This is a genomic window from Roseomonas indoligenes (assembly GCF_017813365.1).
GTDB lineage: Bacteria > Pseudomonadota > Alphaproteobacteria > Acetobacterales > Acetobacteraceae > Roseomonas > Roseomonas indoligenes.
The window spans coordinates 24,070-46,171 of record NZ_JAGIZA010000019.1; the positions used below are offsets into that span (position 1 = coordinate 24,070).

General features: G+C 71.3%; 20 protein-coding genes. 14 read left to right on the top strand and 6 right to left on the bottom strand.

Annotation, left to right across the window (positions count from 1 at the left end):
• Window positions 1-69 precede the first annotated feature (69 nt).
• Entirely contained in the window at window positions 70-2,112 is a 2,043-nt protein-coding gene (locus J5Y10_RS22720) for a TRAP transporter permease (protein WP_209376412.1), read from the bottom strand.
• Window positions 2,112-3,086 carry a TAXI family TRAP transporter solute-binding subunit gene (locus tag J5Y10_RS22725; protein WP_209376413.1) on the bottom strand — a complete coding sequence of 325 codons (975 nt, stop codon included), beginning with the start codon at window positions 3,084-3,086 and terminating at the stop codon, window positions 2,112-2,114. Before J5Y10_RS22725 ends, J5Y10_RS22720 begins: the two co-directional genes overlap by 1 nt.
• A gap of 125 nt (window positions 3,087-3,211) precedes the next feature.
• Between J5Y10_RS22725 and J5Y10_RS22730 the strand changes: the two genes are divergently transcribed.
• Both J5Y10_RS22730 and J5Y10_RS22735 read left to right on the top strand, forming a co-directional pair.
• Entirely contained in the window at window positions 3,212-4,354 is a 1,143-nt protein-coding gene (locus tag J5Y10_RS22730; protein ID WP_209376414.1) for an epoxide hydrolase family protein, read from the top strand.
• 209 nt (window positions 4,355-4,563) lie between these two features.
• Window positions 4,564-5,550, top strand: a complete 987-nt coding sequence (locus tag J5Y10_RS22735) for a DUF2891 domain-containing protein (RefSeq protein ID WP_209376415.1) — start codon at window positions 4,564-4,566, stop codon at window positions 5,548-5,550.
• A gap of 9 nt (window positions 5,551-5,559) precedes the next feature.
• Here the strand turns inward: J5Y10_RS22735 and J5Y10_RS22740 are convergent, their stop codons facing one another.
• Window positions 5,560-6,843 (bottom strand): LysR family transcriptional regulator, encoded by a 1,284-nt coding sequence (locus J5Y10_RS22740; RefSeq protein ID WP_209376416.1) that lies wholly within the window; start codon window positions 6,841-6,843, stop codon window positions 5,560-5,562.
• Window positions 6,844-6,903: 60 nt separating this feature from the next.
• On the opposite strand from J5Y10_RS22740, the gene J5Y10_RS22745 reads away from it, so the two are divergent.
• The 8 genes from J5Y10_RS22745 (at window position 6,904) to J5Y10_RS22780 (ending at window position 14,301) form a co-directional block, all read left to right on the top strand.
• Window positions 6,904-7,590 carry a cysteine hydrolase family protein gene (locus J5Y10_RS22745; protein WP_209376417.1) on the top strand — a complete coding sequence of 229 codons (687 nt, stop codon included), beginning with the start codon at window positions 6,904-6,906 and terminating at the stop codon, window positions 7,588-7,590.
• A gap of 137 nt (window positions 7,591-7,727) precedes the next feature.
• Entirely contained in the window at window positions 7,728-8,954 is a 1,227-nt protein-coding gene (locus J5Y10_RS22750) for a gallate dioxygenase (RefSeq protein WP_209376418.1), read from the top strand.
• 60 nt (window positions 8,955-9,014) lie between these two features.
• On the top strand, window positions 9,015-10,217 hold the full coding sequence (locus tag J5Y10_RS22755; RefSeq protein WP_209376419.1) for an ABC transporter substrate-binding protein: 1,203 nt from the start codon (window positions 9,015-9,017) through the stop codon (window positions 10,215-10,217).
• A 9-nt stretch (window positions 10,218-10,226) separates the two neighbouring features.
• Window positions 10,227-11,093 (top strand): branched-chain amino acid ABC transporter permease, encoded by an 867-nt coding sequence (locus tag J5Y10_RS22760; protein ID WP_209376420.1) that lies wholly within the window; start codon window positions 10,227-10,229, stop codon window positions 11,091-11,093.
• Complete coding sequence (locus J5Y10_RS22765; protein WP_209376421.1) at window positions 11,090-12,037, top strand: branched-chain amino acid ABC transporter permease; 948 nt, start codon at window positions 11,090-11,092, stop codon at window positions 12,035-12,037. Before J5Y10_RS22760 ends, J5Y10_RS22765 begins: the two co-directional genes overlap by 4 nt.
• Entirely contained in the window at window positions 12,034-12,795 is a 762-nt protein-coding gene (locus tag J5Y10_RS22770; RefSeq protein ID WP_209376422.1) for an ABC transporter ATP-binding protein, read from the top strand. Before J5Y10_RS22765 ends, J5Y10_RS22770 begins: the two co-directional genes overlap by 4 nt.
• Window positions 12,782-13,477, top strand: coding sequence for an ABC transporter ATP-binding protein (locus tag J5Y10_RS22775; protein WP_209376423.1), 696 nt, complete (start codon window positions 12,782-12,784; stop codon window positions 13,475-13,477). Before J5Y10_RS22770 ends, J5Y10_RS22775 begins: the two co-directional genes overlap by 14 nt.
• A 314-nt stretch (window positions 13,478-13,791) precedes the next feature.
• Window positions 13,792-14,301, top strand: coding sequence for an RlpA-like double-psi beta-barrel domain-containing protein (locus tag J5Y10_RS22780; RefSeq protein ID WP_209376424.1), 510 nt, complete (start codon window positions 13,792-13,794; stop codon window positions 14,299-14,301).
• Window positions 14,302-14,584: 283 nt separating this feature from the next.
• On the opposite strand, the gene J5Y10_RS22785 is transcribed toward J5Y10_RS22780, so the two are convergent.
• The 3 genes from J5Y10_RS22785 to J5Y10_RS22795 all read right to left on the bottom strand — a co-directional run bounded on the left by J5Y10_RS22785 (window position 14,585) and on the right by J5Y10_RS22795 (window position 17,800).
• Entirely contained in the window at window positions 14,585-15,337 is a 753-nt protein-coding gene (locus J5Y10_RS22785) for an aspartate/glutamate racemase family protein (RefSeq protein ID WP_209376425.1), read from the bottom strand.
• A 7-nt stretch (window positions 15,338-15,344) separates the two neighbouring features.
• Window positions 15,345-16,610: an NAD(P)/FAD-dependent oxidoreductase gene (locus tag J5Y10_RS22790; RefSeq protein ID WP_209376426.1), complete on the bottom strand. Its 1,266-nt coding sequence runs from the start codon at window positions 16,608-16,610 to the stop codon at window positions 15,345-15,347.
• 272 nt (window positions 16,611-16,882) lie between these two features.
• A complete protein-coding gene (locus tag J5Y10_RS22795; RefSeq protein ID WP_209376427.1) occupies window positions 16,883-17,800 on the bottom strand; it encodes an NAD(P)-dependent oxidoreductase in 918 nt (305 codons plus the stop codon).
• A gap of 184 nt (window positions 17,801-17,984) precedes the next feature.
• Here J5Y10_RS22795 and J5Y10_RS22800 point away from each other — a divergent pair, with 184 nt between their 5' ends.
• From J5Y10_RS22800 to J5Y10_RS22815, 4 genes are all read left to right on the top strand, one after another.
• Window positions 17,985-19,178 (top strand): 4-hydroxybenzoate 3-monooxygenase, encoded by a 1,194-nt coding sequence (locus J5Y10_RS22800; RefSeq protein ID WP_209376428.1) that lies wholly within the window; start codon window positions 17,985-17,987, stop codon window positions 19,176-19,178.
• A gap of 198 nt (window positions 19,179-19,376) precedes the next feature.
• Window positions 19,377-20,171 carry a lysophospholipid acyltransferase family protein gene (locus tag J5Y10_RS22805; protein WP_209376429.1) on the top strand — a complete coding sequence of 265 codons (795 nt, stop codon included), beginning with the start codon at window positions 19,377-19,379 and terminating at the stop codon, window positions 20,169-20,171.
• Window positions 20,172-20,182: 11 nt separating this feature from the next.
• Entirely contained in the window at window positions 20,183-20,980 is a 798-nt protein-coding gene (locus tag J5Y10_RS22810; RefSeq protein WP_209376430.1) for a glycosyltransferase family 2 protein, read from the top strand.
• Complete coding sequence (locus tag J5Y10_RS22815; RefSeq protein WP_245214991.1) at window positions 20,980-22,011, top strand: alpha/beta fold hydrolase; 1,032 nt, start codon at window positions 20,980-20,982, stop codon at window positions 22,009-22,011. Before J5Y10_RS22810 ends, J5Y10_RS22815 begins: the two co-directional genes overlap by 1 nt.
• The last annotated feature ends 91 nt before the right edge of the window (window positions 22,012-22,102 follow it).

The following is a 22,102-nucleotide window of genomic DNA, read 5'->3' on the forward strand; positions in this document are numbered from 1 at the left end:
GATGGCAAGGGGTCCGGGGAGAGGAAGAATTCCTTCTTTCTCTCCCCGGGGCAGACCGCCACCGCAGGATCAGGCTGCCACCCGCCCCCGTCCTTGCAGCGCCAGCAGCCCCACTGCCAGCGCCAGCCCGATCCAGTGCGGTGCCGGCAGCCAGGGGATCACCCCTTCCAGCAGCGCCGGGAAGACCAGCAGCAGCCCGGCCAGCGCGAAGCCCGCGCGCTCCACCCCGTTCAGCGCGCGCAGGAAGTAGCCCTGGCAGGCCGCCGCCAGGGCCGCGAGGCCGGCGGTGGCCAGCGCCACCTGCCAGACGACGTCCAGCCAGGTCATCTGCGGGGTGAGGGAGAGGAGCAGGCCGACGCCTTCCGGGTCCGTGACGAAGACGAAGGGCAGCACGAAGGCCGGCAGCGTGTATTTCCAGGCCTGAAGAGTGGTGGCGTAGGGCCCGGCGCCGGTGATGGCCGCCGCCGCGAAGGGCGAGAGGGCGGTCGGCGGCGAGACCTCGCTGAGCACCGCGTAGTAGAAGACGAACATATGCGCCGCGTAGTCCGGCACGCCGAGCTTCGTCAGCGCGGGCGCGGCGACGACGGCGCAGATGATGTAGCTGGCCGTCACCGGCACCGCGAGGCCGATCACCCAGACAATCAGCGCTGTGAACAGCGCCGTGCCGAGGATGGACCCGTTCGCCGCCTGGATGGCGATGTCGGAAAACTTCAGCCCGAGGCCGGTGAGGGTGATGACGCCGACGATGATGCCCGCGCAGGCGCAGGTGGCGGCGATGCCGACGGACTGGATGGCGCCGATCGCCAGCGCCTCCACCAGCTTGCGCGGATACAAGGCCGTGTCGCGGCGCAGGAAGGAGAGCACCACCGCCACCCCCATCGCGTAGAGCACCGCGAGGGTGGAGGAGTAGCCCAGCACCATGAAGACGATGATCGCGAGGAGGGAGGAGAAGTGGAACCCGTATTTCCGCACCAGCTCCCGCGCGGGCGTCGCCTGCGGCACCTCCACGGCCTTGCTGGCCGCGCCCAGGCGGCGCTGGTCCAGTTCCACCATGAACAGCAGGGAAGCGTAGTAGAGGCAGGTCGGGATCACCGCCATGCGCAGCACGTCGAGATAGCCGATCTTCAGGTATTCGCTGATCAGGAAGGCCGCCGCGCCGAGCACGGGCGGCGAGATGATCGCCCCCAGCCCGCCCGCCGCCAGAAGCCCGCCGGCATCGGCCGCGCGGTAGCCCACCTTCTTCATCATCGGCCAGGCGACCGTGCCGAGGGTGACGGTGGTGGCGACGCCCGAGCCCGAGGGGCCGCCGAGCAGGAAGGAGGAGAGCACGACGGTGCGCCCCGCGCTGCTCGCCTTGCCGCCCATGACGGAGAAGGAGAAGTCCACGAAGAACTTCCCCGCGCCGGAGAGCTGCAGGATGGCGCCGTAGATGGTGAAGAGGATGATGAGCGTGGCGGACACATCCACGGCCGTGCCGAAAATCCCGTCCAGCCCCACCGCGAGATGCGGGATCAGCCGCTCCGAATCATAGCCCCGATGCGTCCAGGGCGCGGGCAGGTGGTTGCCGAGGAAGGCGTAGGCGATGAAGACGATCGCAACGACGGGCATCACCCATCCCGTCGTGCGCCGCGTCACCTCCAGCACCAGCGCCACCAGCATCCAGCCGACGACGAGGTCCATCGGCTCGGGGAAGATCACGCGGTCCTGCAGGTCGTCGCCGCCCGCGATCAGATACCAGGTGACATAGAGCCCCGCCGCGATCAGCACGGCATCCCACGGCATGAACCGGTGCCGGAACCGGCGGGAGACGGGGAACAGGTAGAACCCCAGCACCATCGCGAAGCCGACATGCACGAAGCGCAGCACCGTCGTCGGCACGATGTCCCAGGCGGCCCAGAGGTGGAACAGGCTCATCGCCAGCGCCACCGCCGTGCCGATCCAGGCCAGCATCCCGCGAAAGCGGTGCTGCGCGCCCTCCTCCTCCTCGATCAGCGCCTCCACCTTCGCGGTGGTGGCGGCGTCCAGCGAACCCGGCACCACCTCCGGCGGCAGGGCGGAACCCGCCGCGCCGGCGGGGCCGTCGGCCGGGGAAACCAGTTCCTCGGCGCGCATCAGCCGAGATTCGCCCCGGTCTCGCGCCAGAAGGCTTCCGCCGCCGGGTGCCAGGGGATGCCGGCTGCCGCCGTCTTCTGGCCTTCCAGCTTGAAGTTCCGCGCCTCCGCATGGGTGCGCGCCAGCTCCTCGCGCCCTTCCCAGGTCAGGCGAAGCAGCTTCGTCACCATGTCGGCCGGCATGTCCTCCCGCACGGCGAGCACGTTGGCGACGGACATCTGCTTGTTGTCGGTCTTCTGCCCGGGATAGGTGCCGGCGGGGATCACCTCGTTGAAATAAACCGGGCCGTACTTCTCCACGATCTTCGCCGTGTAGGTATCGTGGTCGATCATCTGGATCTCCACGCCGGGGCTGGCGCCGAGGTCGGTGATCGCGCTGGTGGGGATGCCCGAGACGAAGAAATAGGCGTCCAGCTTGCCGTCCTTCACCGCGTTCGTGCTCTCGGCGGGGGAAAGGCGCTCGCGCGCCCGGAAGTCCTTCGCCGGGTCCAGCCCCGCCGCCTCGATCAGTCGCAGCGCCATCACCTCGGTGGCCGAGCCCGGCGCGCCGGTGGAGATGCGCTTGCCCTTCATGTCCGGGATCGACTTGATCCCCGTCGCCACCGTCGACACCACCTGCATGCGGTTGGTGTAGATCACCGCGATGGCGCGCGCCGGCACAGGCCGGCCCTTGAAGCGGTCATTCCCGCGCACCGCGTCCACCGCCGCATCCACCTGGCTGAAGATCAGCCCCACGCGGTTGGCACCCAGCAGTTGCAGGTTGCCGACCGAGCCGCCCGTCACCTCCACGGTCGCCGACATGCCGGGGATCCCGCGGGAGATCATGTTCGCCAGCGCGCCGCCCACGGGGTAGTACACGCCCCCCGTCGTTCCGGTGCCGATGGCAAGCTGCCCGCCCTGGGCGCGGGCCATCCGGGGCGCGGCCAGCACGATGCCGGCGGCCGCGAGAACGCTTCGGCGCGGGATGCTTCCCATCACCCGAACTCCTTGAACTGTTTTCCTCTGGAACGAGCATAGACCGCGCCCTTCGCGGGGCGAAAGGCCCGACATCCCCGGCCCTTCTCCCGCGTTGCAGCACCGGAAGGCCGTTAGGAACGACGATGGAAACCCGCCCCTTCGAGGTCCGCTGGGACCCCTCCGCCCTGTCCCACCTGAAGGACCGGCTGCGCGCCACGCCCCTGCCCCGCCAGCCCCGCGATGCCGGCTGGAAATACGGCTGCGACCCGGACTTCCTCTCCGCCCTGCGCGACCACTGGCTTGACGGCTACGACGCCGAGGCCGCCGCCGCGGCGCTGAACCGCCACCCCCAGATCATCGCCCGCGTGGAGAACCTCGACCTCCACGCCTACCACGTGGTGGGCGAGGCAGGCGGCAAGCGCCCCCTCCTTCTCACCCATGGCTGGCCCGGCTCCGTCCTGGAATTCCTGGAGGTGATCGAGCCGCTGGCCTTCCCCTCCCGCCACGGCGGCCGGGCGGAGGACGCCTTCGACCTTGTTATCCCCTCGCTCCCCGGCTTCGGCTTCTCCGGCAAGCCGGAGACCCCCATCTCCGCCCGCACCACCGCCCGCCTGTTCGATGCGCTGATGCGCGGCCTCGGCTACCCGCGCTACCGCGCCCAGGGCGGCGACTGGGGCGCCGCCGTCACCGCTTGGCTGGCACTGGACCACGTGGCCTCCCTCAAGGCCATCCACCTCAACATGGTCCTCGTCCGCCCGGACGCGGCGCCGAAGACGCCGGAGGAACTGGCCTGGCAGGCCGAGCAGGCGGGCGTGCAAGGGAAGCTCGGCGCCTATGCCCAGCTCCAGGGCAGCAAGCCCCAGTCCATCGCCTACGCCATGCAGGACAACCCGCTCGCCCAGGCTGCCTGGATCGTGGAGCGGTTCCACGACTGGGCCGACCTGCGCGAGCGCCCCTTCGATCAGGTCTTCACGAAGGACCAGCTCATCACCGACGTGATGATCTACGCGATGAACGACGCCTTCACGACCGCCGCCTGGTACTACTTCGGCGCCCAGCAGGAGGCCGTGCGCAGCATCCCGCCCGGCCGCCGCGTGATGGTGCCCACCGCCGTCGCCGCCTTCCCCGACCCGCGCTCCCCCATGCCGCCGCGCAGCCTGGTGGAGAAGGGCTACGCCGTGAACCGCTGGAGCGACATGCCCCGCGGCGGCCACTTCCCGGCGATGGAAGTGCCGGAGGATTTCGTGGCGGACCTGCGCGCCTGGGGACGGCAGACGGAGGCCTGATCCTCGCCGGTGGCCTGTCCCGGGGAGAGGAAGAACTCCTTCTTCCTCTCCCCGGGCCCGTTCGAAGCAGTGCTTCGAACCCATCATCTTTTTCCAGGCCCTGGTCCTGTTTCACTGGCGGTGCGCCTCGGGTCCATGACCCGAGGCGCCGGCAGGGCAGGCGGGATCCGCGGCTTGCCCCGGCTCCTCGGGGCCGGTCACATGCGCCCATGCAGAACGCGCTCGACGCCACCTTGGCGGAACGGCTGGCCACCATCGCCCTCGGCCATGTGGAGCGGGAATACCCGAACAAGCCCGGCCACGTGCTCGCCGGGCCCGGGGACGCCCGCACCCCCTCGGCACTCCATCCCGTCTTCTTCGGCAGCTACGACTGGCACTCCTGCGTGCACGGCTACTGGACCCTGGCCCGGCTGCTGCGCCGCTTCCCCTCCATCGCGGCCGCACCGGCCATCCGCGCCCTGTTCGACCGCCGCATCACGGCGGAAGCGGTGGCGGGGGAGGTGGCCTACCTCGCCGCCCCCGGCGCGCGCGGCTTCGAACGCCCCTATGGCTGGGGCTGGCTGCTGGCCCTCGCTGCCGAGCTGGCCCGGCACGGCGCGCCCTGGGCCGCCACCCTCGCCCCCCTGGCCGAGGCCTTCGCCGGGCGCTTCCGCGACTTCCTGCCGATCGCCACCTACCCCGTGCGGGTGGGCGCCCACCCCAACACCGCCTTCGGCTTGCTGATGGCGGCCGACTTCATGGCGGCCGACCTTCCCCTGCTACGGGAGACGGCCGGCCGCTGGTACGGCCTGGATCGGGCCTGCCCGGCCTGGGGCGAACCCTCCGGCGACGACTTCCTCTCTCCCACCCTGGTGGAGGCCGCCTGCATGGCCCGCCTCCTGCCGCCGGCAGAGTTCGCGCCCTGGTTCGACGCCTTCCTGCCGGACCTGGCGGGGAGGGAGCCCGCCACCCTTTTCGCCCCTGCGACCGTCTCCGACCGGACGGACGGCAAGATCGCCCATCTGGACGGCCTCAACCTTTCCCGTGCCTGGTGCTGGCGGCGCCTCGCCGCGGCGCTGGGGCCGGAGGATCCTCGCCGCGCGCCCATGCTGGACGCGGCGGAGCGCCATCTTGCGGCCGGGCTGCCGCATGTGGCCGGGCACTACATGGGCGAGCACTGGCTGGCGAGCTTCGCGGTGCTGGCGCTGGAGGGCTGACCCCGCGCCTCACAGCCGCCCCACGGCGCGAATGCTGTCCATCAGCATCCGCGCGGCCAGGGAAGGGCTGCCGCCGGCGCGTTGCAGGAAGCCGATGGTGCGGCGGGTCTCCGGCAGCGCGAAGGGCAGCACGGCCAGCGCCTTCGCCCCGGTCTCGTGCTGGAACAGGTGGGGCGAGACGGCGGTCACCATGTCGCTGTCCAGCAGCAACCCGCGCGTGATGGTCAGGTCGGTGGTCTCCACCGTCACCACCGGCTCCGGCAGGCCGCGGGCCCGCATCGCGCCTTCCAACAGCTCCCGCGTGGGGGTGCCGCGCGGGGGCAGCACCCAGCGGGCCGCCGGCAGGCCCTCGGCCACGGCGGCGCCGCGCCGGGCCAGCGGGTGGCCAGCCCGCACCACCAGGGCCATCTCGTCCTCCGCGATCGGCTCGCGCAGCAGGCCGATCGTGTGCTCCGGTGGGCGCAGGGCGCCGAGGATGAAGTCGATGTCCCCCGCCCGCAGGCGCATGGAGAGGTGCTCGAAGGTGCCCTCCAGCGTCGTGACGGAGAGGTTGGGATGGTCCTTCTGCATCCGCAGGATGGCGCGCGGCAGCAGACGGTCCCGGCCGAGGGAGAGGGTGCCCACCGTGACGCGCCCGGCCATGGCGCCCTGGAGGAGGCCGATCTCCACCTCCGCCGCGCGGATCTCGGCCAGCGCCCGGCGGACATGCAGGGCCAGCAGCGCGCCGAGCGGCGTGGGCTGGAGCCCGGCGGGGGACCGGATGAACACCTCGATCCCCAGCCCGATTTCCACCTCCCGCAGTGCCTGGCTGACGGCGGGCTGCGAGATCATGAGGCTGTCGGCCACCGCCCCCATATGGCGCTGCTCCACCAGCTCCGCGAAGGCCAGCAGGCGCTGGCGGCCGAGGGAGAGGGTGAAGACGGGCGCCGCCTCGTTCCAGCCCGCCGGCGGCCCGGCGGCGGCAATGCCGCGGCGGGCGCTCTCCATCTCCGCGAAGGCCCGCTCCACCCGGTGCAGCAGGGTGTGGCCAGTGCCCGTCAGCAGCATCCCCTGGGGGCGCCGCTCGAACAGGGTGACCTCCAGCTCCCGTTCCAGCTCCTGGATGGCGCGCGTGATCGCGGACTGCACGCGGCGCAGCCGCTGGCCGGAGCGGACGACGCTTCCGGTCTGCGAGACGGCCAGGAAGGCGCGCAGGTGCTTGGGGTTGATGGCATGCGGGGACGGGATGATGGGGCCGCCTCCGGCGGATAAGGCTTTTCGATGGGGCGGGGGAAAGTTTCGGCTGGCCGTCACGACGCCGCAATCGGATTCTGGCGCCCGGGACAACGCCTGAATGACGCCAGGGACGAGACCATGACCGACCCCGCCCCCTTCGAGATGCCGGCCTACGTGCTCGACCGCGTGATGAAGAAGCGCGGCCGCCTGCGCGTCTTCGACGGCTTCGAGCCCACGAAAAGCGCCCTCGTCGTCATCGACATGCAGGCCTTCTACGTGACAGACGTGCCGCCGGCGGTGGCCATCATCCCCAACATCAACCGCCTGGCCCGCGCCTTCCGCGCGGCGGGCGGCCATGTGGCCTGGGTGAAGATGACGGCGGGCGAGGGCGGGCGCAGCCTCTGGCCGCTCTACCACGAGCGCTTCTTCACCCCGGCCAATGCCGTGCGCCACCGGGACAACCTGACGGTCGGCGCGCCGGGGCACGAGCTGCACCCGGAGCTGGAGCCGATGCCGGAGGACATCATGGCGGAGAAGTCCCGCTTCAGCGCCTTCATCCCCGGCAAGTCCGACCTGCCGGAGAAGCTGGCGGCCCGCGACATCACCAACGTGGCGATCACGGGGATGCTGACGAACTTCTGCTGCGAGACCTCGGCACGCGATGCGATGATGCTGGACTACAACGTGGTGATGGTCTCCGACGCCAATGCCGCGCGCTACGACGAGGACCACAACATCGGCTTCAGCACGGTGTTCCAGAGCTTCGGCGACGTGCTGACGGTGGAGGAGACGATCGGGCTGCTGGATGCCGGGAAGAACGGCTGACCCCCGGCTATAACCAACCCTGATACCGGGCGACCGCGAAAACATAACGACATTCCCGCGGTTTGCCCGAAATATACCGGCACGGACGGCTGGGCGGCGGCGCCGCATGAACAGCCAGGGGAGGGGAACGACGGCGCATGGCCAGGATCATCGGTGGGATCGGGACGTCGCACGTGCCGACGATCGGCGTCGCCTACGACAAGGGCAAGCAGGAGGACCCCTCCTGGTCGCCCCTGTTCAAGGGCTATGAGCCGGCGCGGCAATGGCTGGCGGAGAAGAAGCCGGACGTCCTGGTCTTCTTCTACAACGACCACCTGAACGCCTTCTTCTACGATCTCTACCCCACCTTCGCGATCGGCGTGGCCCCGGGCTACGACGTGGCGGATGAGGGCGCGGGCCGCCGGCCCCTGCCGATCCTGCCCGGCCATCCCGGGCTTTCCGCCCATATCGCCGAGTGCCTGGTGAACGAGGAGTTCGACCCGGCGGTCTTCCAGGACCGGCCGCTGGACCACGGCGTCTTCTCGCCCCTGCCCCTGCTCTGGCCGCACCAGGAGAAGTGGCCGGGCGCGGTGGTGCCGATCGAGGTGAACGTGGTGCAGCACCCCCTGCCCACGGCCATGCGTTGCTGGAAGCTCGGCAAGGCGCTGCGCCGCGCCATCGAATCCTACCCCGAGGACATCACCGTCGCCGTGGTCGGCACCGGCGGCCTCTCCCACCAGATCCACGGGGAGCGCACGGGCTACAACGACACCGAATGGGACATGCGCTTCATCGAGCTGATCGAGAAGGACCCCGAACAGCTCGCGAAGATGAAGCACGTGGACTACATCCGCCTCGGCGGCGCCGAGAGCGTCGAGGTGATCATGTGGCTCGCCATGCGCGGGGCGCTGAGCGACGATATCACCAAGGTCCACCAGAACTACTACCTCGCCACTACCACCGCGATGACGGTCATCGTCTTCGAGGAGAACAGCGCGGAGGCGCCGGCCGCGGCGCCGCGCACGGGCAACCCGCAGCTGGAGGGCGTGGAGGCGATCGAGGGCACCTACGCCTTCGACATCGCCACCGGCCGCGACCGGCTGCGCCTGAACCGCTTCTTCTGGGAGATGAAGGACCCGGCCGCCCGCGCCGCCTTCTCCGCCGATGAGCGCGTGGCCTGCGAGCGCGCGGGGCTGACACCGGAGGAGACGCGACTGGTGCTGGAGCGGGACTGGCTGGGGCTGGTGCGCTACGGCGCCAACTTCTTCGTGCTGGAGAAGTTCGCCCGCCTCTCCGGCCGCTCCAACCTGGAGGTCTATGCCGAGATGCGCGGGGAGACCTTCGAGGAGTTCCTCGCCACCCGGCAGGTTCCCGGCGCCCGCTAGGTGACGGCCGGGCCGCGCCCGGCCAAGATGCGTCCCAGGAAATTCCAAGGAGAGGGTCGAATGTCCCCCAGCAAGCTCACCGCCGGCCGGCGCTCTGTCCTCCTCGGCGCGGCGGCCGCCGCCGCGGCCCCACTGGCCCGCCCGGCGATCGCGCAGGAGCGCAAGCTCGTCGTCGGCGTCGTCCTGCCCCTCTCCGGCACCTTCGCCGACCAGGGCCGCAACAACGAGGACGGCATCAAGGTCTTCCAGAAGATCCACGGCAACAAGGTCGGCAACATCACCGTGGAGACGGTGACGCGCGACGACCAGGGGCCCGGCTCGGGCGACCTCTCCCGCCGCATGACGCAGGAACTGATCCAGCGCAGCCGGGCGGAGATCATCCTCGGCTACAGCTTCACGCCCAACGCCCTCTCCGCGGCCTCCCTGCTGACGGAGGCGAAGAAGCCGGGGATCATCATCAACGCCGCGACCTCCGTCATCACGGAGCGCTCGCCCTACTTTGCCCGCGTCTCCATGACGCTGCCGCAGCTCGCCGCCTCCCTCGGCACCTGGGCCGCGAAGAACGGGGTGAAGACCGTCTACACCATCGTCTCCGACTACGGCCCGGGCCTGGACGCGGAGACCTGGTTCACCAAGGCCTTCGAGGCCGGCGGCGGCAAGGTGATCGGCGGCGCCCGCACCCCCGTCGCGGGCATGGAGTATTCCCCCTTCCTCCAGCGCGCGGTGGAGGCGCGGCCGGACGGGCTGTTCAGCTTCAGCCCGGGCGGCGACGTCTCGGTCGCCTTCATGAAGCAGACGAAGGAGCGCAACATCGTCGGCTCCGGCATCAAGCTGATGGTCACCGGCGACGTGGTGGACGACAACCTGGTCCCCGCCATGGGCGACGCGCTGGACGGCGTCGTCTCCGCCCTCCACTACCAGGTCGAGCTGGACAACCCGGAGAACAAGCGCTTCCTCGAGGCCTTCCGCGAGATGTCCGGCCCCAACGCCATGCCGAGCTACCGCACCGTCCAGGCCTATGACGGCATGGCGCTGATCTACCACGCCCTGCAGCAGACCGGCGGCAAGACGGACGCGGATTCGATCATGAACGCCATCAAGGGCGCGCGGCTGAACAGCCCGCGCGGCCCGATCCTGATCGACCCGGCGACGCGCGACATCGTGCAGAACGTCTATATCCGCCGCGGGCAGCGGAAGGACGGCCGCTGGGCCAACATCGCCTTCGAGACGATCGAGGGCGTGAAGGACCCGGCGAAGGCCTAAGCCGAGACCATGTCCGGGCTGATCAGCATCCTCGCGGACGGCATCGCCTATGGGATGCTGCTCTTCCTCTTCTCCATCGGCCTGTCGATCACGCTCGGGCTGATGCGCTTCATCAACCTCGCGCATGGCGCCTTCGCCATGTGCGGGGGCTATGCCGCCGTGGTGCTGCTGAACGGCTTCGGCGTGCCCTTCCTCCTCACCCTGCCGATCGCCGCCGTGCTCACGGGGCTGGTCGGCGTGGTGCTGGAGCAGCTGGTGATCCGGCGCGTCTACCCGATGCCGGAGCTGCAGCAGGTGCTTTTTTCCATCGGCCTCGCCTTCGCGGCGGGGGCGGTGGCGAACATCCTTTTCGGCCCGCAGCAGCAGCCCATGCTGCTGCCGGACTGGCTGACCGCCCGCGTGAACCTCGGCGTGGTGGAGATCACGGGCTACCGCATCTTCCTCATCCTCTTCGGGCTGGTGGCGGCGGGGGCGCTGGTGGCGCTGTTCAACACCACCCTCTTCGGCGCGCGCGTGCGGGCGGCCGTGGACAACCGGCCCGCGGCGGAGGGGATCGGCATCCACGTCACCCGCCTCTTCGCCATCACCTTCGGCCTGGGCGCCGCCTTCGCGGGGCTGGGGGGCGCGCTGGCCGTGGGCTTCCTCGGCCTCGATCCCACCTTTCCCTTCAAGTACCTCGTGCTGCTGCTGATGGTGGTGGCCATCGGCGGCCCCGGCTCCATCGCCGGCTCCTTCGTGGCCGCGGTCTCGCTCGGCGCCATCGACGCGCTGTTCAAGTACTACGTGCCTGAGGTCGGCAGCTTCGTGATCTACGGGATCCTCGTGCTCATGATGGTCTTCTTCCCCAAGGGCCTGGCCTCGCGGAGGGCGGCATGAGGATGGTGCGCGTCGGCGCCGGGCTGCCGCTGCTCCTCCTCGCGGTGGCCGGCTTCTTCCTCTTCCCGGAATACCTCACCCTCTTCACCAGCCTCTTCATCCTCTCGGTCTTCGCCCTCTCCTACGACCTGCTGCAGGGCCATGCCGGGGTGGTCTCGCTCGGCCATGCCGTGTTCTTCGGCACCGGCGCCTACACCACGGCGATCCTGGCGCGGCACGGGCTGGCGGAACCGGTTCTCGGGCTGCTGGCGGCGCTGGTGGTCAGCGCGCTGCTGGCCCTGGTGCTGACGCGCATCGTCGTCGTGGGCAACGACCTCACGCGGCTCCTCGTCACGCTCGGCGTCGGCTTCCTGATGTTCGAGGCGGCGAACCAGGCGCGCGACCTCACCGGCGGGGCGGACGGGCTCTCCGACTTCACCATGGGCCCCGTGCTCGGCCTGTTCCGCTTCGACTTCGCGGGGGAGACGGCCTTCTTCTACAGCCTCGCCGTCCTCGTCCTCGTCTACTTCTTCCTCTGGCGCCTCGCCGCCTCGCCCTTCGGCCTCGCGCTGCGCGGCATCCGGGAGAACGTGCGGCGCATGCCGGCCATCGGCGCGCCGGTGCGGCGGCACCTCGCCACCGCCTACACGATCTCCGGCGGCATCGCCGGGCTGGCGGGCGCGCTGCTGGCCCAGACCAGCAACTTCGCCTCGCTGGACATGCTGGGCTTCGAGCGCTCGGCGGAGGTGATGATGATGGCGACCCTGGGCGGGACGGGCAGCATTCCCGGTGTGGTGCTCGGCGCCACCGGCCTGGGCTACCTGAAGGACGCGCTCTCCGCGATGAGCCCGAAATACTGGCAGCTCGGCATCGGCATCGTTCTTATGCTCTCGGTCTTCGTCCTGCGCGGCGGCATCGCCGGCGCCGCCACCGCCCTGATCCGCCGCCTGCGGGAGCGCGCATGACGCCCGCCATCGAGACAGCGGGACTGACCCTCCGCTACGGCAACTTCACCGCCGTGAACGACGTGTCTCTCCGCGTCGCCACCGGGGCGCGGCACGCGCTGATCGGGCCGAACGGGGCGGGCAAGACATCCCTCGTGCACACGCTGACGGGCAACGTGCCCGCCACCTCCGGCACCATCCGCCTGGGCGGGGAGGAGGTGACGACCCTGCCCCAGGCCGCGCGCGTGCGCCGCGGTCTGACCCGCACCTTCCAGATCAACCAGCTCTTCCGCGGGCTGACGGTGCTGGAGAATGTCTCCCTCGCGATCCTGGAGCGGGAGCGGAAGACGCGGAACTTCTGGCGCTCCGCCGCCGCCGACCGGGCCGTGGCGGAGGAGGCGCGGGAGCACCTGGCCTTCGTCAACCTGGACGCCTACGCCGCCCGCCCCGTCCATGCCCTGCCCTATGGCCTGCAGCGGCTGGTGGAGCTCGCCATCGCGCTTGGCACCAAGCCCCGCGTCCTCGTGCTGGACGAGCCCGCCGCCGGCGTGCCCGCGGCCCAGAGCGAGGCGATCTTTGAGCGCATCCACGCCCTGCCCCGCGACCTGACCCTTCTCTTCGTCGAGCACGACATGGGCCTCGTCTTCCGCTTCGCCGAGCGCATCACCGTGCTGGTGCAGGGCGCCATCATGACCGAGGGCACGCCCGCCGAGATCCAGGCGGATGAGCGCGTGCGCGAGGTCTATCTCGGGCGCCGAGGCCACCATGCCGCTGCTTGAGGTCGAGCGCCTGACCGCCGGCTACGGCGAGGCCGTGGTGCTGGAGGAGATGAGCCTCTCCGTCGACGACGGCGAGGGGCTGGCCGTGCTGGGCCGCAACGGCGTGGGCAAGACGACGCTGATGCTCGCCATCATGGGCCATGCCCGCCGCCTCTCCGGCAGCCTGCGCTGGCAGGGCACGGAGATCGGCGGCACCCCCGCCTACCAGCGCGCCCGCATGGGCCTGGGCTGGGTGCCGCAGGAGCGGGACATCTTCCCCTCCCTCACCGTGGAGGAGAACCTCCTCGTCGCCGGCCGCCCCGGTGCCTTCGGCCTGAAGGATGCCTACGACCTCTTCCCCCGCCTGAAGGAGCGGCGGCGGAACATGGGCGACAAGCTCTCCGGCGGCGAGCAGCAGATGCTGGCTATCTGCCGCACCCTGATGACCAACCCGCGCCTCCTCCTGCTGGACGAGCCATTCGAGGGCCTGGCGCCCGTGATCGTGGAGGAGCTGGAGGCCACGCTGCGCCGCCTGCGCGCGGAGAAGGGCTTCGCCACCGTGATCGTGGAGCAGCACGCGGAGGACGCCCTGGCCCTCAGCGACCGCGCGATCGTGCTGGACCGAGGGAAGATCGTGCTGGAAGGGCGCTCGGCGGATCTCTTGGCGGACTTCGCGCAGGTCCGGCGGTGGATCGCGGTGTGAGCCGGAGGAGAAAGGAGATCCTCCCCCGGGGCTGCCGCGGAACGCCGATCAGGGGTCCCGCCGAGATCCCGTGACCCTTGGCGCCGGCGTCAGGGCGGTGGTTCATCCGGCAAGGCGAATGGCCGCGGCCTGATCCGATGCGTGCCGTCCGGGACACGCTGCGGAACTGCCGCCGCGCATACCTGACTCGTGAGCTTCCACAATGCCCGGACCGGCGTAGCATAGGCCCCTTCGCGCGGCGCCGCCGACGTTTCTCCGGGGGGATCGAAACGGGCAGGGCGCACCGCCGGGCGGATGGGGTTCGGGGGTTAGTCATGTCTTCTCGCGGGGCGGCCAGGCTGGTCATCGCGGCGGTTTGCATCCTGCAGGCCTCCCTGGTGCTCGCTGCGCCGCGGGAACAGGCTCCCAGCGCCATCATCGAGGTGGCGCCGCGTCCGACGCCCGCCCCATCCCGATCCACCGACCGCTCCGGCAAGGCCCGCCAGACCCAGGCCCGCGTGCTGAACACCCCGTCCCTGGCCAATGCGGCGGCCGTGGGCGTCAGCGGCGTGCTGCCGCAGGGCACCACCGCCCGGGTGCAGAACATGCAGAACGGGCGCACCACCATGGTGCTGGTCCAGGCCGGTGGCCCGGACAGCGCGGGGCGCCTGCTGGACATCACCCCGCCCGTCGCCCGCGCCCTGGGCGTGACCGGCACCAGCGCGGACATCCTGGTTGCCCCGCTGGCCGTACCCCAGCCCGATGGCAGCATCCGGCTGGGCGAAGGCACGCGCCTGGCCGGCGCCGTCGCCGCGCCTGCGATCAGCGAGCGACCCCAGGACTGATCCCGTCCTGACCTGTTTTTAGCAGGTGATCCCAGGGGGCTGGTTGGGCCGATAGGTCCAACCCTGGACCTTCATCGGGCTGCCGCGAATACGGTGATTGAAGGGCGGTGCCGCAGACTCCTTTGCATTTCAGTTCAGCGCGGGCGGGCAGGTCCCGCGCCTCGCGTCAGAGACCCGAGGCGAACCGAAGCGGAGCATCTCGCGGCAGCCCCCAGCAGAAGAGTGAGAGGAGGGATCCAAGGGAGGGGAGAGTTCCGTCTCCTCTACCTTGGCCCGTCGGCGATCACCGCGCGAAGTCCCGCGGCCGCAGCCCGGCGTGGAAGTAGGTGATCATCGAGTAGATATCGTAGACCGGCCGCCCGGTGGCGCGCTGCACGGCGGCAGCGTAGGGCGGCATGTTCGTGCATTCCAGCACGATGGCGCCCACCTCCGGGTGGCGGGCGACGAGGCGCTGCGCGGCCTCCACCACGTCCTGCTCGGCCAGGTCCACGTCCATGTCGTCCTTCTCGGCCTTGATGAGGACGCGGAAGAACTCGCGGCCGCTCTCCGTGCCTTCCATGGGGATGTCGAGGGGGACGCCCACGGACTCCAGGTGCTTCGGCGTCAGGCTGCCGCCGGAGACGGTGACGAGGCCGACGCGCTGGCCCGGCGGCAGCATCGCCTGCACCCAGGGCACCTGCATGAGGCTGGAGGTGGCGACGGGGACGCCCACGGCCGCCGCGATTTCCTTCTGGAAGAGGGAGAGGAAGCCGCAATTGGTGGTGATGGCCTCAGCACCCTGGGAAACGAGGTCGCGCGCGGCCTCCACGAAATCTTCCAGCAGGCCGGCGGCGCCGTTCAGCACCACCTTCTCCGGGCTGGCGCCGCGGACGAGGCGGTAGAGGACGGGAAAGGGCCAGGTCGTGCCGTTGCCCATGTCCCCATAGATGCGGGGAAAGCGCGCCTCCAGCATGAGGATGCCCAAGGGAACGCCGTAGAGCGCCTGGCCGCCCTTCGCGACGCCGCGGCGGGGGGAAGGGGCGGGGATCGCGGTCATGGGCGGCCTACCGGAAGCGGGTGGGGGAGAAGGGGGCGATGTCGATCTCCGGCGGGCGGCCGGAAAGGAGCTGGGACACGATACGCCCGGTGCGCGGCCCTGCCACCAGCCCGACATGGCCGTGGCCGAAGGCGTGGATCACCTCCGGGCAGCGGGAGGAGGGGGAGAGGACGGGCATGCCGTCCGGCGTGCTCGGGCGGTTGCCCAGCCACATGCTCACGCGATCGGCGGGGAAAGGATCGGGCAGGCCGGGAAAGGATTTCAGCAGGTGGTCGCGCAGGATCTCCGCGCGCTTCCAGTTCGGGGGGGCGTCCAGCGCCGCGATCTCCACCTGCCCCGCGGCGCGCAGCCCGTCCGCCATGGGGTTCACCACCATCTTCGCGGCGCCGAGGCCGATGGAGTGGCGCGGCCCGGCATTCGCGCCGCGCAGCATCACGTGGTAGCCGCGCTCGGTCTGCATCGGCACGCCGTCCCCGGCCTGGGCCGCCAGCGGGGCGGAGCGGATGCCGCAGGCGATCACCGCCGCGTCGCAGTCCAGAACCGTGCCGTCCGAGAGGGCGACGCCCTTCAGCGCCCGGCCTTCCAGCCGCAGCCCGGTGGCCGCCACCTTCCGCAGCGCGGCCCCCTGCGCCTGTGCATGGGCCACCAGCGCCGCGATGTAGCGGCCCGGGGAAAGGCAGCGCCCCGCCTCCTCCACCAGCACGGCGAAGCCATAGGCGGGATCCAGGTCCGGCTCGATTTCCCGTAGGGCCTCGCCCTCGATCTCCCGCCACGCGATCCCGACCTGCCGGCGGATGCGCCAGCCCATCGCCTCCGCCTCGAAGCCCGCGCGGGAGTGCCAGGCGTTCATCAGGCCCCGGTGCTCAATCAGCTCCGGCACGCCCGCCTCGCCCGCCAGGGCGGTGTGCAGGACGGCGCTGTCCTTCAGCAGCGGCCGCAGCGACCTCGCGATCCGCAGCAGCTTCTCCTCCGTGGAACCGGCGGCGAGGTAGCGCAGCAGCCAGGGCAGGACACGCGGGAAATACCCCCAGCGCACGGCCAGCGGCCCCAGTGGATCGGCCAGGAAGCCCGGCACCTTCCGCCACAGCCCCGGTGCGCTGGGCGGCAGCACGGAGTGCGAGGACAACCACCCCGCATTGCCAAAGCTGGCCGCCTGCTCTCCACCTGGCGTCCCCGGCTCCAGGATCGTCACGCGGTGGCCGGCGCGGAGCAGCTCGATGGCGCTGGCCGCACCCTCGATGCCGGCGCCGATCACCGCGACATGGCGTGTCATGCCTTCGGGTCCTTTTCCTGGGCTGGCGGTCTGTCCCGGGGAGAGGAAGAAGGAATTCTTCCTCTCCCCGGACCCCTCTCCATCATCTTCTTTTTCGAGCTGGTCTGAACTGCGCTGACGGTGCGCCTCGGCTCGTGGAGCCGAGGCGATTGCCAGGGCAGGAGAAGGCCCGTCACCGGAGACCCCGCCGCAAGTCAGTCTCCGCGGCAGCCCGAAGCAGGTCCAGGAGCCTCAGGCTCCTGGCGGGGGTCCAGGGGGCGGAGCCCCTTGGGTCACCCTTCCCGCGCGATCCGCCGGCAATGCACCAGCGATGCCTCGATCAGGTTGTCCGTGGCCTCCGGCGTGCGGAAGGCGGAGTGGGCGGCGAGCGTGGCGTTTTCCAGCTTCGAGACGAAGTGGCCGGCGGGCAGCGGCTCCTCGGCATAGACGTCCAGGCCAACATGGCGGAGCGTGCCGCTCTCCACGGCCGCGGCAAGCGCCGCCTCGTCCGTGATGGCGCCGCGGGCGGTGTTGATGAAGATGGCGCCGGGCCGCATCTTCGCGATGCGCTCGGCGGAGAGGAAGCCGCGCGTCTCGTCGTTCAGCAGCAGGTGCAGGGAGACGACGTGGCTCTCGGCCAGCAGCGTGTCGAGATCCGTGAAGGTCACGCCCTCGGTCTCGCGCGGGGTGCGGTTCCAGGCCAGGACCTTCATGCCGGCGCCGCGGCACAGGCGCGCCATCTCAGCCCCGATGCCGCCGTAGCCGATGAGGCCGACGGTCTTGCCCGTCAGCTCCATGCCTTCCGTGCGGTCCCAGCGGCCGGCGCGGATGCCGCGGTCCATGAAGGCCAGGCCCTTGGCGGCGGCCCACATCAGGGCGAAGGCCATCTCGGCGACCGCGGTGTCGCCGTAGCCCTTGATGATGTGGACCTGGATGCCGCACTCGGCCTCCAGCTCCTCCGGGTTCATGTAGCTGCGCGCGCCGGTGCCGAGGAACACCACGTGCTTCAGGCCCCTGCACTGCTTCGCGATGGCGGTGGGCAGCTGGGTGTGATCGATGATGGCGATCTCGGCGCCATCCAGCACGGCGGGCAGCTGGTCCGGCGTCACGTCGGGGTCGCGGTGCAGGGCCACGGGGATGTCGTCCGGCCGGTGCAGCCGCTCCATCACATCCGCCAGGGCGTCCCCGGCATCGACGAAACAGGCGCGCATGGGGGATCCTTTCGGCGGTTTCCGGGCGTCCGGTCGGGGATGCTCTCATACACTTGCCCCGGCGGGTCAATCCGGGGCCGGGCGGGGCGGGGATAAGGGATTTCGAACCGGGGCGCGGTGTTTTGCGTCTTTGCCGCGACAGGGGGGCGGGACACATTCCGCGCCCCACGGGCAGGAGGGCGGCATGCGAACCCAGGTCGGCATCATCGGCGCGGGCCCGGCGGGGCTGTTCCTCTCCCACCTGCTGAAGGCGCAGGGGATCGAATCCGTGATCCTGGAAGCACGCAGCCGCCCCTATGTGGAGGGCCGCGTGCGCGCCGGCGTGCTGGAGCCGGGCACGATCGAGACGCTGGAGCGCCTGGGCCTGGATGCGCGCATGCGGCGCGAGGGGCTGGTGGACGAGGGGCTGGACATGCGGTTCCGCGGCCGCACCATCCACCTCGACCTGCCCGGGCTGACCGGCCGCTCCGTGATGATCTACGGTCAGCAGGAGGTGGTGAAGGACCTCATCGCCGCCCGCGTGGAGGCCGGCGATCCGCTGGTGTTCGAGGCGGCGGTGACGCGGATCGAGGGGATCGAGACGGACCGCCCGCGTATCCACTACACGGAAGGCGGCCCAGAAGGCGGCACCGACAAGGTGCTGGAATGCGACTTCGTGGCGGGCTGCGACGGCTACCACGGCGCCGGCCGCGCGGCGATGCCGGCGGACGTGCTGCAGGTCTTCGAGCAGGCCTACGACTTCGCCTGGCTCGGCGTGCTTGCCCGCGCGCGGCCGATGGCGGACATGACCTACACCAACAGCGACCGCGGCTTCGCGCTGTGCAGCCGCCGCTCCATGCAGGTCTCCCGCCTCTACCTGCAGGTGCCGGCGGACACGGATCCGAGTTCCTGGTCCGACGACCGCTTCTGGGACGAGCTGCACGCCCGCATGTTCGACGAGGGCCGCACGGAGATCGAGGAGGGCGAGATCTTCCAGCGGGACCTGGCGAAGCTGCGGGCCTTCGTCGCCGCGCCGATGCAGCACGGCCGCCTGTTCCTGGCCGGCGACGCCGTGCACATCGTGCCGCCCGCCGGTGCGAAGGGCCTGAACATGGCCGTGGCCGATGTGCGCGTGCTCAGCCGCGCGCTGACGGGCTTCTATCGCAGCGGCTCCCACGCGGAGCTGGACGCCTACTCCACGGTTTGCGTGGAGCGCGCCTGGCGGGTGGTGCGCTTCTCCAGCACCCTCACCGGCCTGCTGCACCGGTTCGACCACCACACGCCGATGCAGCGGAACCTGCAGCTGGCGGAGCTGGAATACATCGCGGGGTCGCACCACGCGCAGGCGAGCATCGCGGAGCAGTACGTGCTGCTGAACCACCTGCCGGACTATCCCTGACGCCGCCGGGGACATGCGGGGGCGGTCCGGGAGGGCCGCCATGCCCCGGGCCAGGTCCTTTCCGCCGGGGGATGACGGCCCGCACGCGCCCGGAACTTTACAGACCCTAGGGCGCCACCCCCGTTCCCGTGTATCCTGCCGCCAACCGAACGAGAGGCGGGGCCGCAACGGCCCCCACCGTCCGGATTGGGGAACCGCTTGCCATCGCCGCTTCCCGCCGCACCCGCGGCGGACTCCCTGCCGCCCCTGCCCCCGCCGGACCGGTCGCGCTGGCTGCGGGACCTGCTGGCCTTCTGGGGCGTCCTGGCGGTCTTTGGGATCTTCTACCTGGGGTGGGGGCTGACCGCCCTGGGGATCTGGGCGGTGCTGCCGGCCGGGAAGGGGAGCGCCTTCGGCCGCCGCGCCATTGCGCGGGGCTTCCGGATCCTGCTGCGGCTGACGGAGCGGGCGGGCCTCGTCCATCTCGACCTCGCGGCTCTCGACAGCCTGCGGGGCGCGCGGGGCCTGGTCCTCGTGCCCAACCACCTCTCCATGATCGACGTGATGCTCGTCGTCTCCCGCGTGCCGGACACGGTCTGCATCATGAAGGCGGGGCTGGAGCGGAACCCGATGCTCGGCGGCGGTCGCCTGGGAGGCTATATCCCCAATTCTGGCGGCCTCTCCGTGATCCGGCGCGCGACCGAGGCGCTGCGCGGCGGAGCCAACCTGCTGGTCTTTCCCGAGGGCACGCGCAGCCGGGACGGGCGGCTGGGGCCCTTCCACCCGGGCTTCGCCCTGATCGCCCGCCGCGCCGGGGCGGCGGTGCAGCCCGTGCTGATCGAGAGCAACACGCGCTACCTCGGCAAGGGGTGGCCCTTCTGGCGCCGCCCGTCCTTCCCGCTGCGCTACCGCGTGCGGCTGGGGGAGAGGGTGGCGGCGGCCGGCGGCTCGGAGGCCTTCGCGGAGGGCCTGCGGCGGCAGATGGCGGCGCGCCTGGGAACCGCCCTGCGTTGAGCCGCCCTTCTTTGAGCCGCCCTGCTTCGAGCAGCACGCACCTCGTCGTCATCCCCAGCTTCGACACCGGCCCGCGCCTGGCGGAGACCGTTGCGGCCGCGCGCGCGGCCTGGCCCGTGGTGTGGGTGGTGGTGGACGGCAGCACGGACGGTTCTTCCGTCCCGCTGCGGGGCATCCGGGATCCCGGCTTCCGCCTGATCGAGCGGGCCCGCAACGGCGGCAAGGGCGCCGCCATCCGGGACGCGCTGGAAGCGGCCGCGGCCGAGGGCTTCACCCATGCCCTGGCCATGGACGCCGACGGGCAGCACCCCGCCGAGCGCATCCCCGACTTCATGGCCGAGAGCGCGGCCCACCCGGAGGCGATGATCCTCGGCCGCCCTGTTTTCGGGGCGGAGGCGCCGCTGCTGCGCGTGCGGGGCCGCCGCGTCTCCAACTGGTGGGCGGGGCTGGAGACGCTGTGGTGCAGCCGGGGCGGGGAGGCGATCGGGGACAGCCTCTACGGCTTCCGCGTCTATCCCATCGCGCCGCTGCTGGCGGTGATGCGCCGCAACCCCTTCATGCGCCGCTACGACTTCGACGCCGAGGCCGCGGTGCGCCTGGCCTGGCGCGGCGTGCCCGTGCGGAACCTGGCAGCCGCCGTGCGCTACCTCACCCCGGCCGAGGGCGGGGTCTCCCACTTCCGCTACGGGCGGGACAACCTGCTGCTGACGGGGATGCACACCCGGCTGATGCTGGGCTTCCTGGCCCGGCTGCCCGTGCTGGCCGCCCGGCGGCTGCGCCAGGGAAGAGGGCGGGGACCGGGGGGCTGATGGCCGCCGCCCGCGTCGCCACATGGCGGGGAATGCCCGCCCACCCCTCCCGCCGCGCCCTCCTGGCCCTGCCGCTGGCCGCCTGCGCCCCCCAGATCATCCCCGCCGGCCCCCCGCTCGCCGATCCGGCGCTGGGGGAGGAGGCGCTGGTGATGGCCGATGGCGCGCGCCTGCCCATGCGTGCCTGGCTGCCGGAGGACCCGCCCCGCGCCGTTCTTCTCTGCCTGCACGGCTTCAACGACAGCCGGAACTTCATGACGGAGCCGGCGCCGGCGCTGAACAAGGCCGGGCTCGTCGTCTACGCCTATGACCAGCGCGGCTTCGGGGGTGCGCCGCACCGGGGCGTCTGGCCGGGGGCGGAAACCCTGGCCGGCGACGCTGCTGCCGCCGCCCGCCTGCTGAAGGCCCGGCATCCGGACCTCCCCCTTTTCCTGCTGGGCGAGAGCATGGGCGGCGCCGTGCTGCTTCTGGCCGCCACCCGCCCCTCGCCGCCGCCCGCGGACGGATACGTGCTGCTGGCCCCGGCCGTCTGGGGGCGGGTGACGATGCCCGGCATCATGGTCGGGCTGCTCGACCTCCTCGCCCATACCCTGCCGCGCGTCGCCGTCTCCTCCGGCGTGCCGGGCATCATGCCCACCGACAACCTGGCGGCCCTGCGCCGGATGGCGCGCGACCCCCTGACCATCCGCGAAACCCGCGTGGACACCACCAAGGGTCTGGTGGACCTGATGGACGACGCCCTGGCCGCCGCGCCCCGCCTCGGGCCGGGCACGCCGCCGGTGCTCCTCGTCTACGGCGCCCGCGACCAGCTTGTCCCGCCCATCGCCACGCGGGCGCTGCTGGAACGCCTGCCGCCCGCCGCCCCCGTCCGCATCGCCTACTACGGCGACGTGCACCACATGCCCCTGCGGGACCTGCGGGCGCCGACCGTGATCGGGGACATTCTGGCCTGGATGGACCATCCCGCCGCCGCCCTGCCCTCGGGCGCGGATGGGGTGGGGCTGGCCTGGGCACGACAGGTGGCGGGGTAGCGGAGCTTCCGGGCTGTTGGTTCGGGTGGCCCAGGGGGAGAGAAGGAATCCTCTCCCCTGGCCCCCCTCTCATCTTTCTCTAGAGGGCTGC

Coding starts and splice junctions, on each gene's coding strand:
- J5Y10_RS22735 (WP_209376415.1), top strand. CDS start 4,564: ATGCAGAACGCGCTCGACGCCACCTTGGCGGAACGGCTGGCCACCATC.
- J5Y10_RS22720 (WP_209376412.1), bottom strand. CDS start 2,112: ATGCGCGCCGAGGAACTGGTTTCCCCGGCCGACGGCCCCGCCGGCGCG.
- J5Y10_RS22730 (WP_209376414.1), top strand. CDS start 3,212: ATGGAAACCCGCCCCTTCGAGGTCCGCTGGGACCCCTCCGCCCTGTCC.
- J5Y10_RS22800 (WP_209376428.1), top strand. CDS start 17,985: ATGCGAACCCAGGTCGGCATCATCGGCGCGGGCCCGGCGGGGCTGTTC.
- J5Y10_RS22780 (WP_209376424.1), top strand. CDS start 13,792: ATGTCTTCTCGCGGGGCGGCCAGGCTGGTCATCGCGGCGGTTTGCATC.
- J5Y10_RS22815 (WP_245214991.1), top strand. CDS start 20,980: ATGGCCGCCGCCCGCGTCGCCACATGGCGGGGAATGCCCGCCCACCCC.
- J5Y10_RS22765 (WP_209376421.1), top strand. CDS start 11,090: ATGAGGATGGTGCGCGTCGGCGCCGGGCTGCCGCTGCTCCTCCTCGCG.
- J5Y10_RS22775 (WP_209376423.1), top strand. CDS start 12,782: ATGCCGCTGCTTGAGGTCGAGCGCCTGACCGCCGGCTACGGCGAGGCC.
- J5Y10_RS22790 (WP_209376426.1), bottom strand. CDS start 16,610: ATGACACGCCATGTCGCGGTGATCGGCGCCGGCATCGAGGGTGCGGCC.
- J5Y10_RS22795 (WP_209376427.1), bottom strand. CDS start 17,800: ATGCGCGCCTGTTTCGTCGATGCCGGGGACGCCCTGGCGGATGTGATG.
- J5Y10_RS22760 (WP_209376420.1), top strand. CDS start 10,227: ATGTCCGGGCTGATCAGCATCCTCGCGGACGGCATCGCCTATGGGATG.
- J5Y10_RS22725 (WP_209376413.1), bottom strand. CDS start 3,086: ATGGGAAGCATCCCGCGCCGAAGCGTTCTCGCGGCCGCCGGCATCGTG.
- J5Y10_RS22750 (WP_209376418.1), top strand. CDS start 7,728: ATGGCCAGGATCATCGGTGGGATCGGGACGTCGCACGTGCCGACGATC.
- J5Y10_RS22785 (WP_209376425.1), bottom strand. CDS start 15,337: ATGACCGCGATCCCCGCCCCTTCCCCCCGCCGCGGCGTCGCGAAGGGC.
- J5Y10_RS22770 (WP_209376422.1), top strand. CDS start 12,034: ATGACGCCCGCCATCGAGACAGCGGGACTGACCCTCCGCTACGGCAAC.
- J5Y10_RS22755 (WP_209376419.1), top strand. CDS start 9,015: ATGTCCCCCAGCAAGCTCACCGCCGGCCGGCGCTCTGTCCTCCTCGGC.
- J5Y10_RS22745 (WP_209376417.1), top strand. CDS start 6,904: ATGACCGACCCCGCCCCCTTCGAGATGCCGGCCTACGTGCTCGACCGC.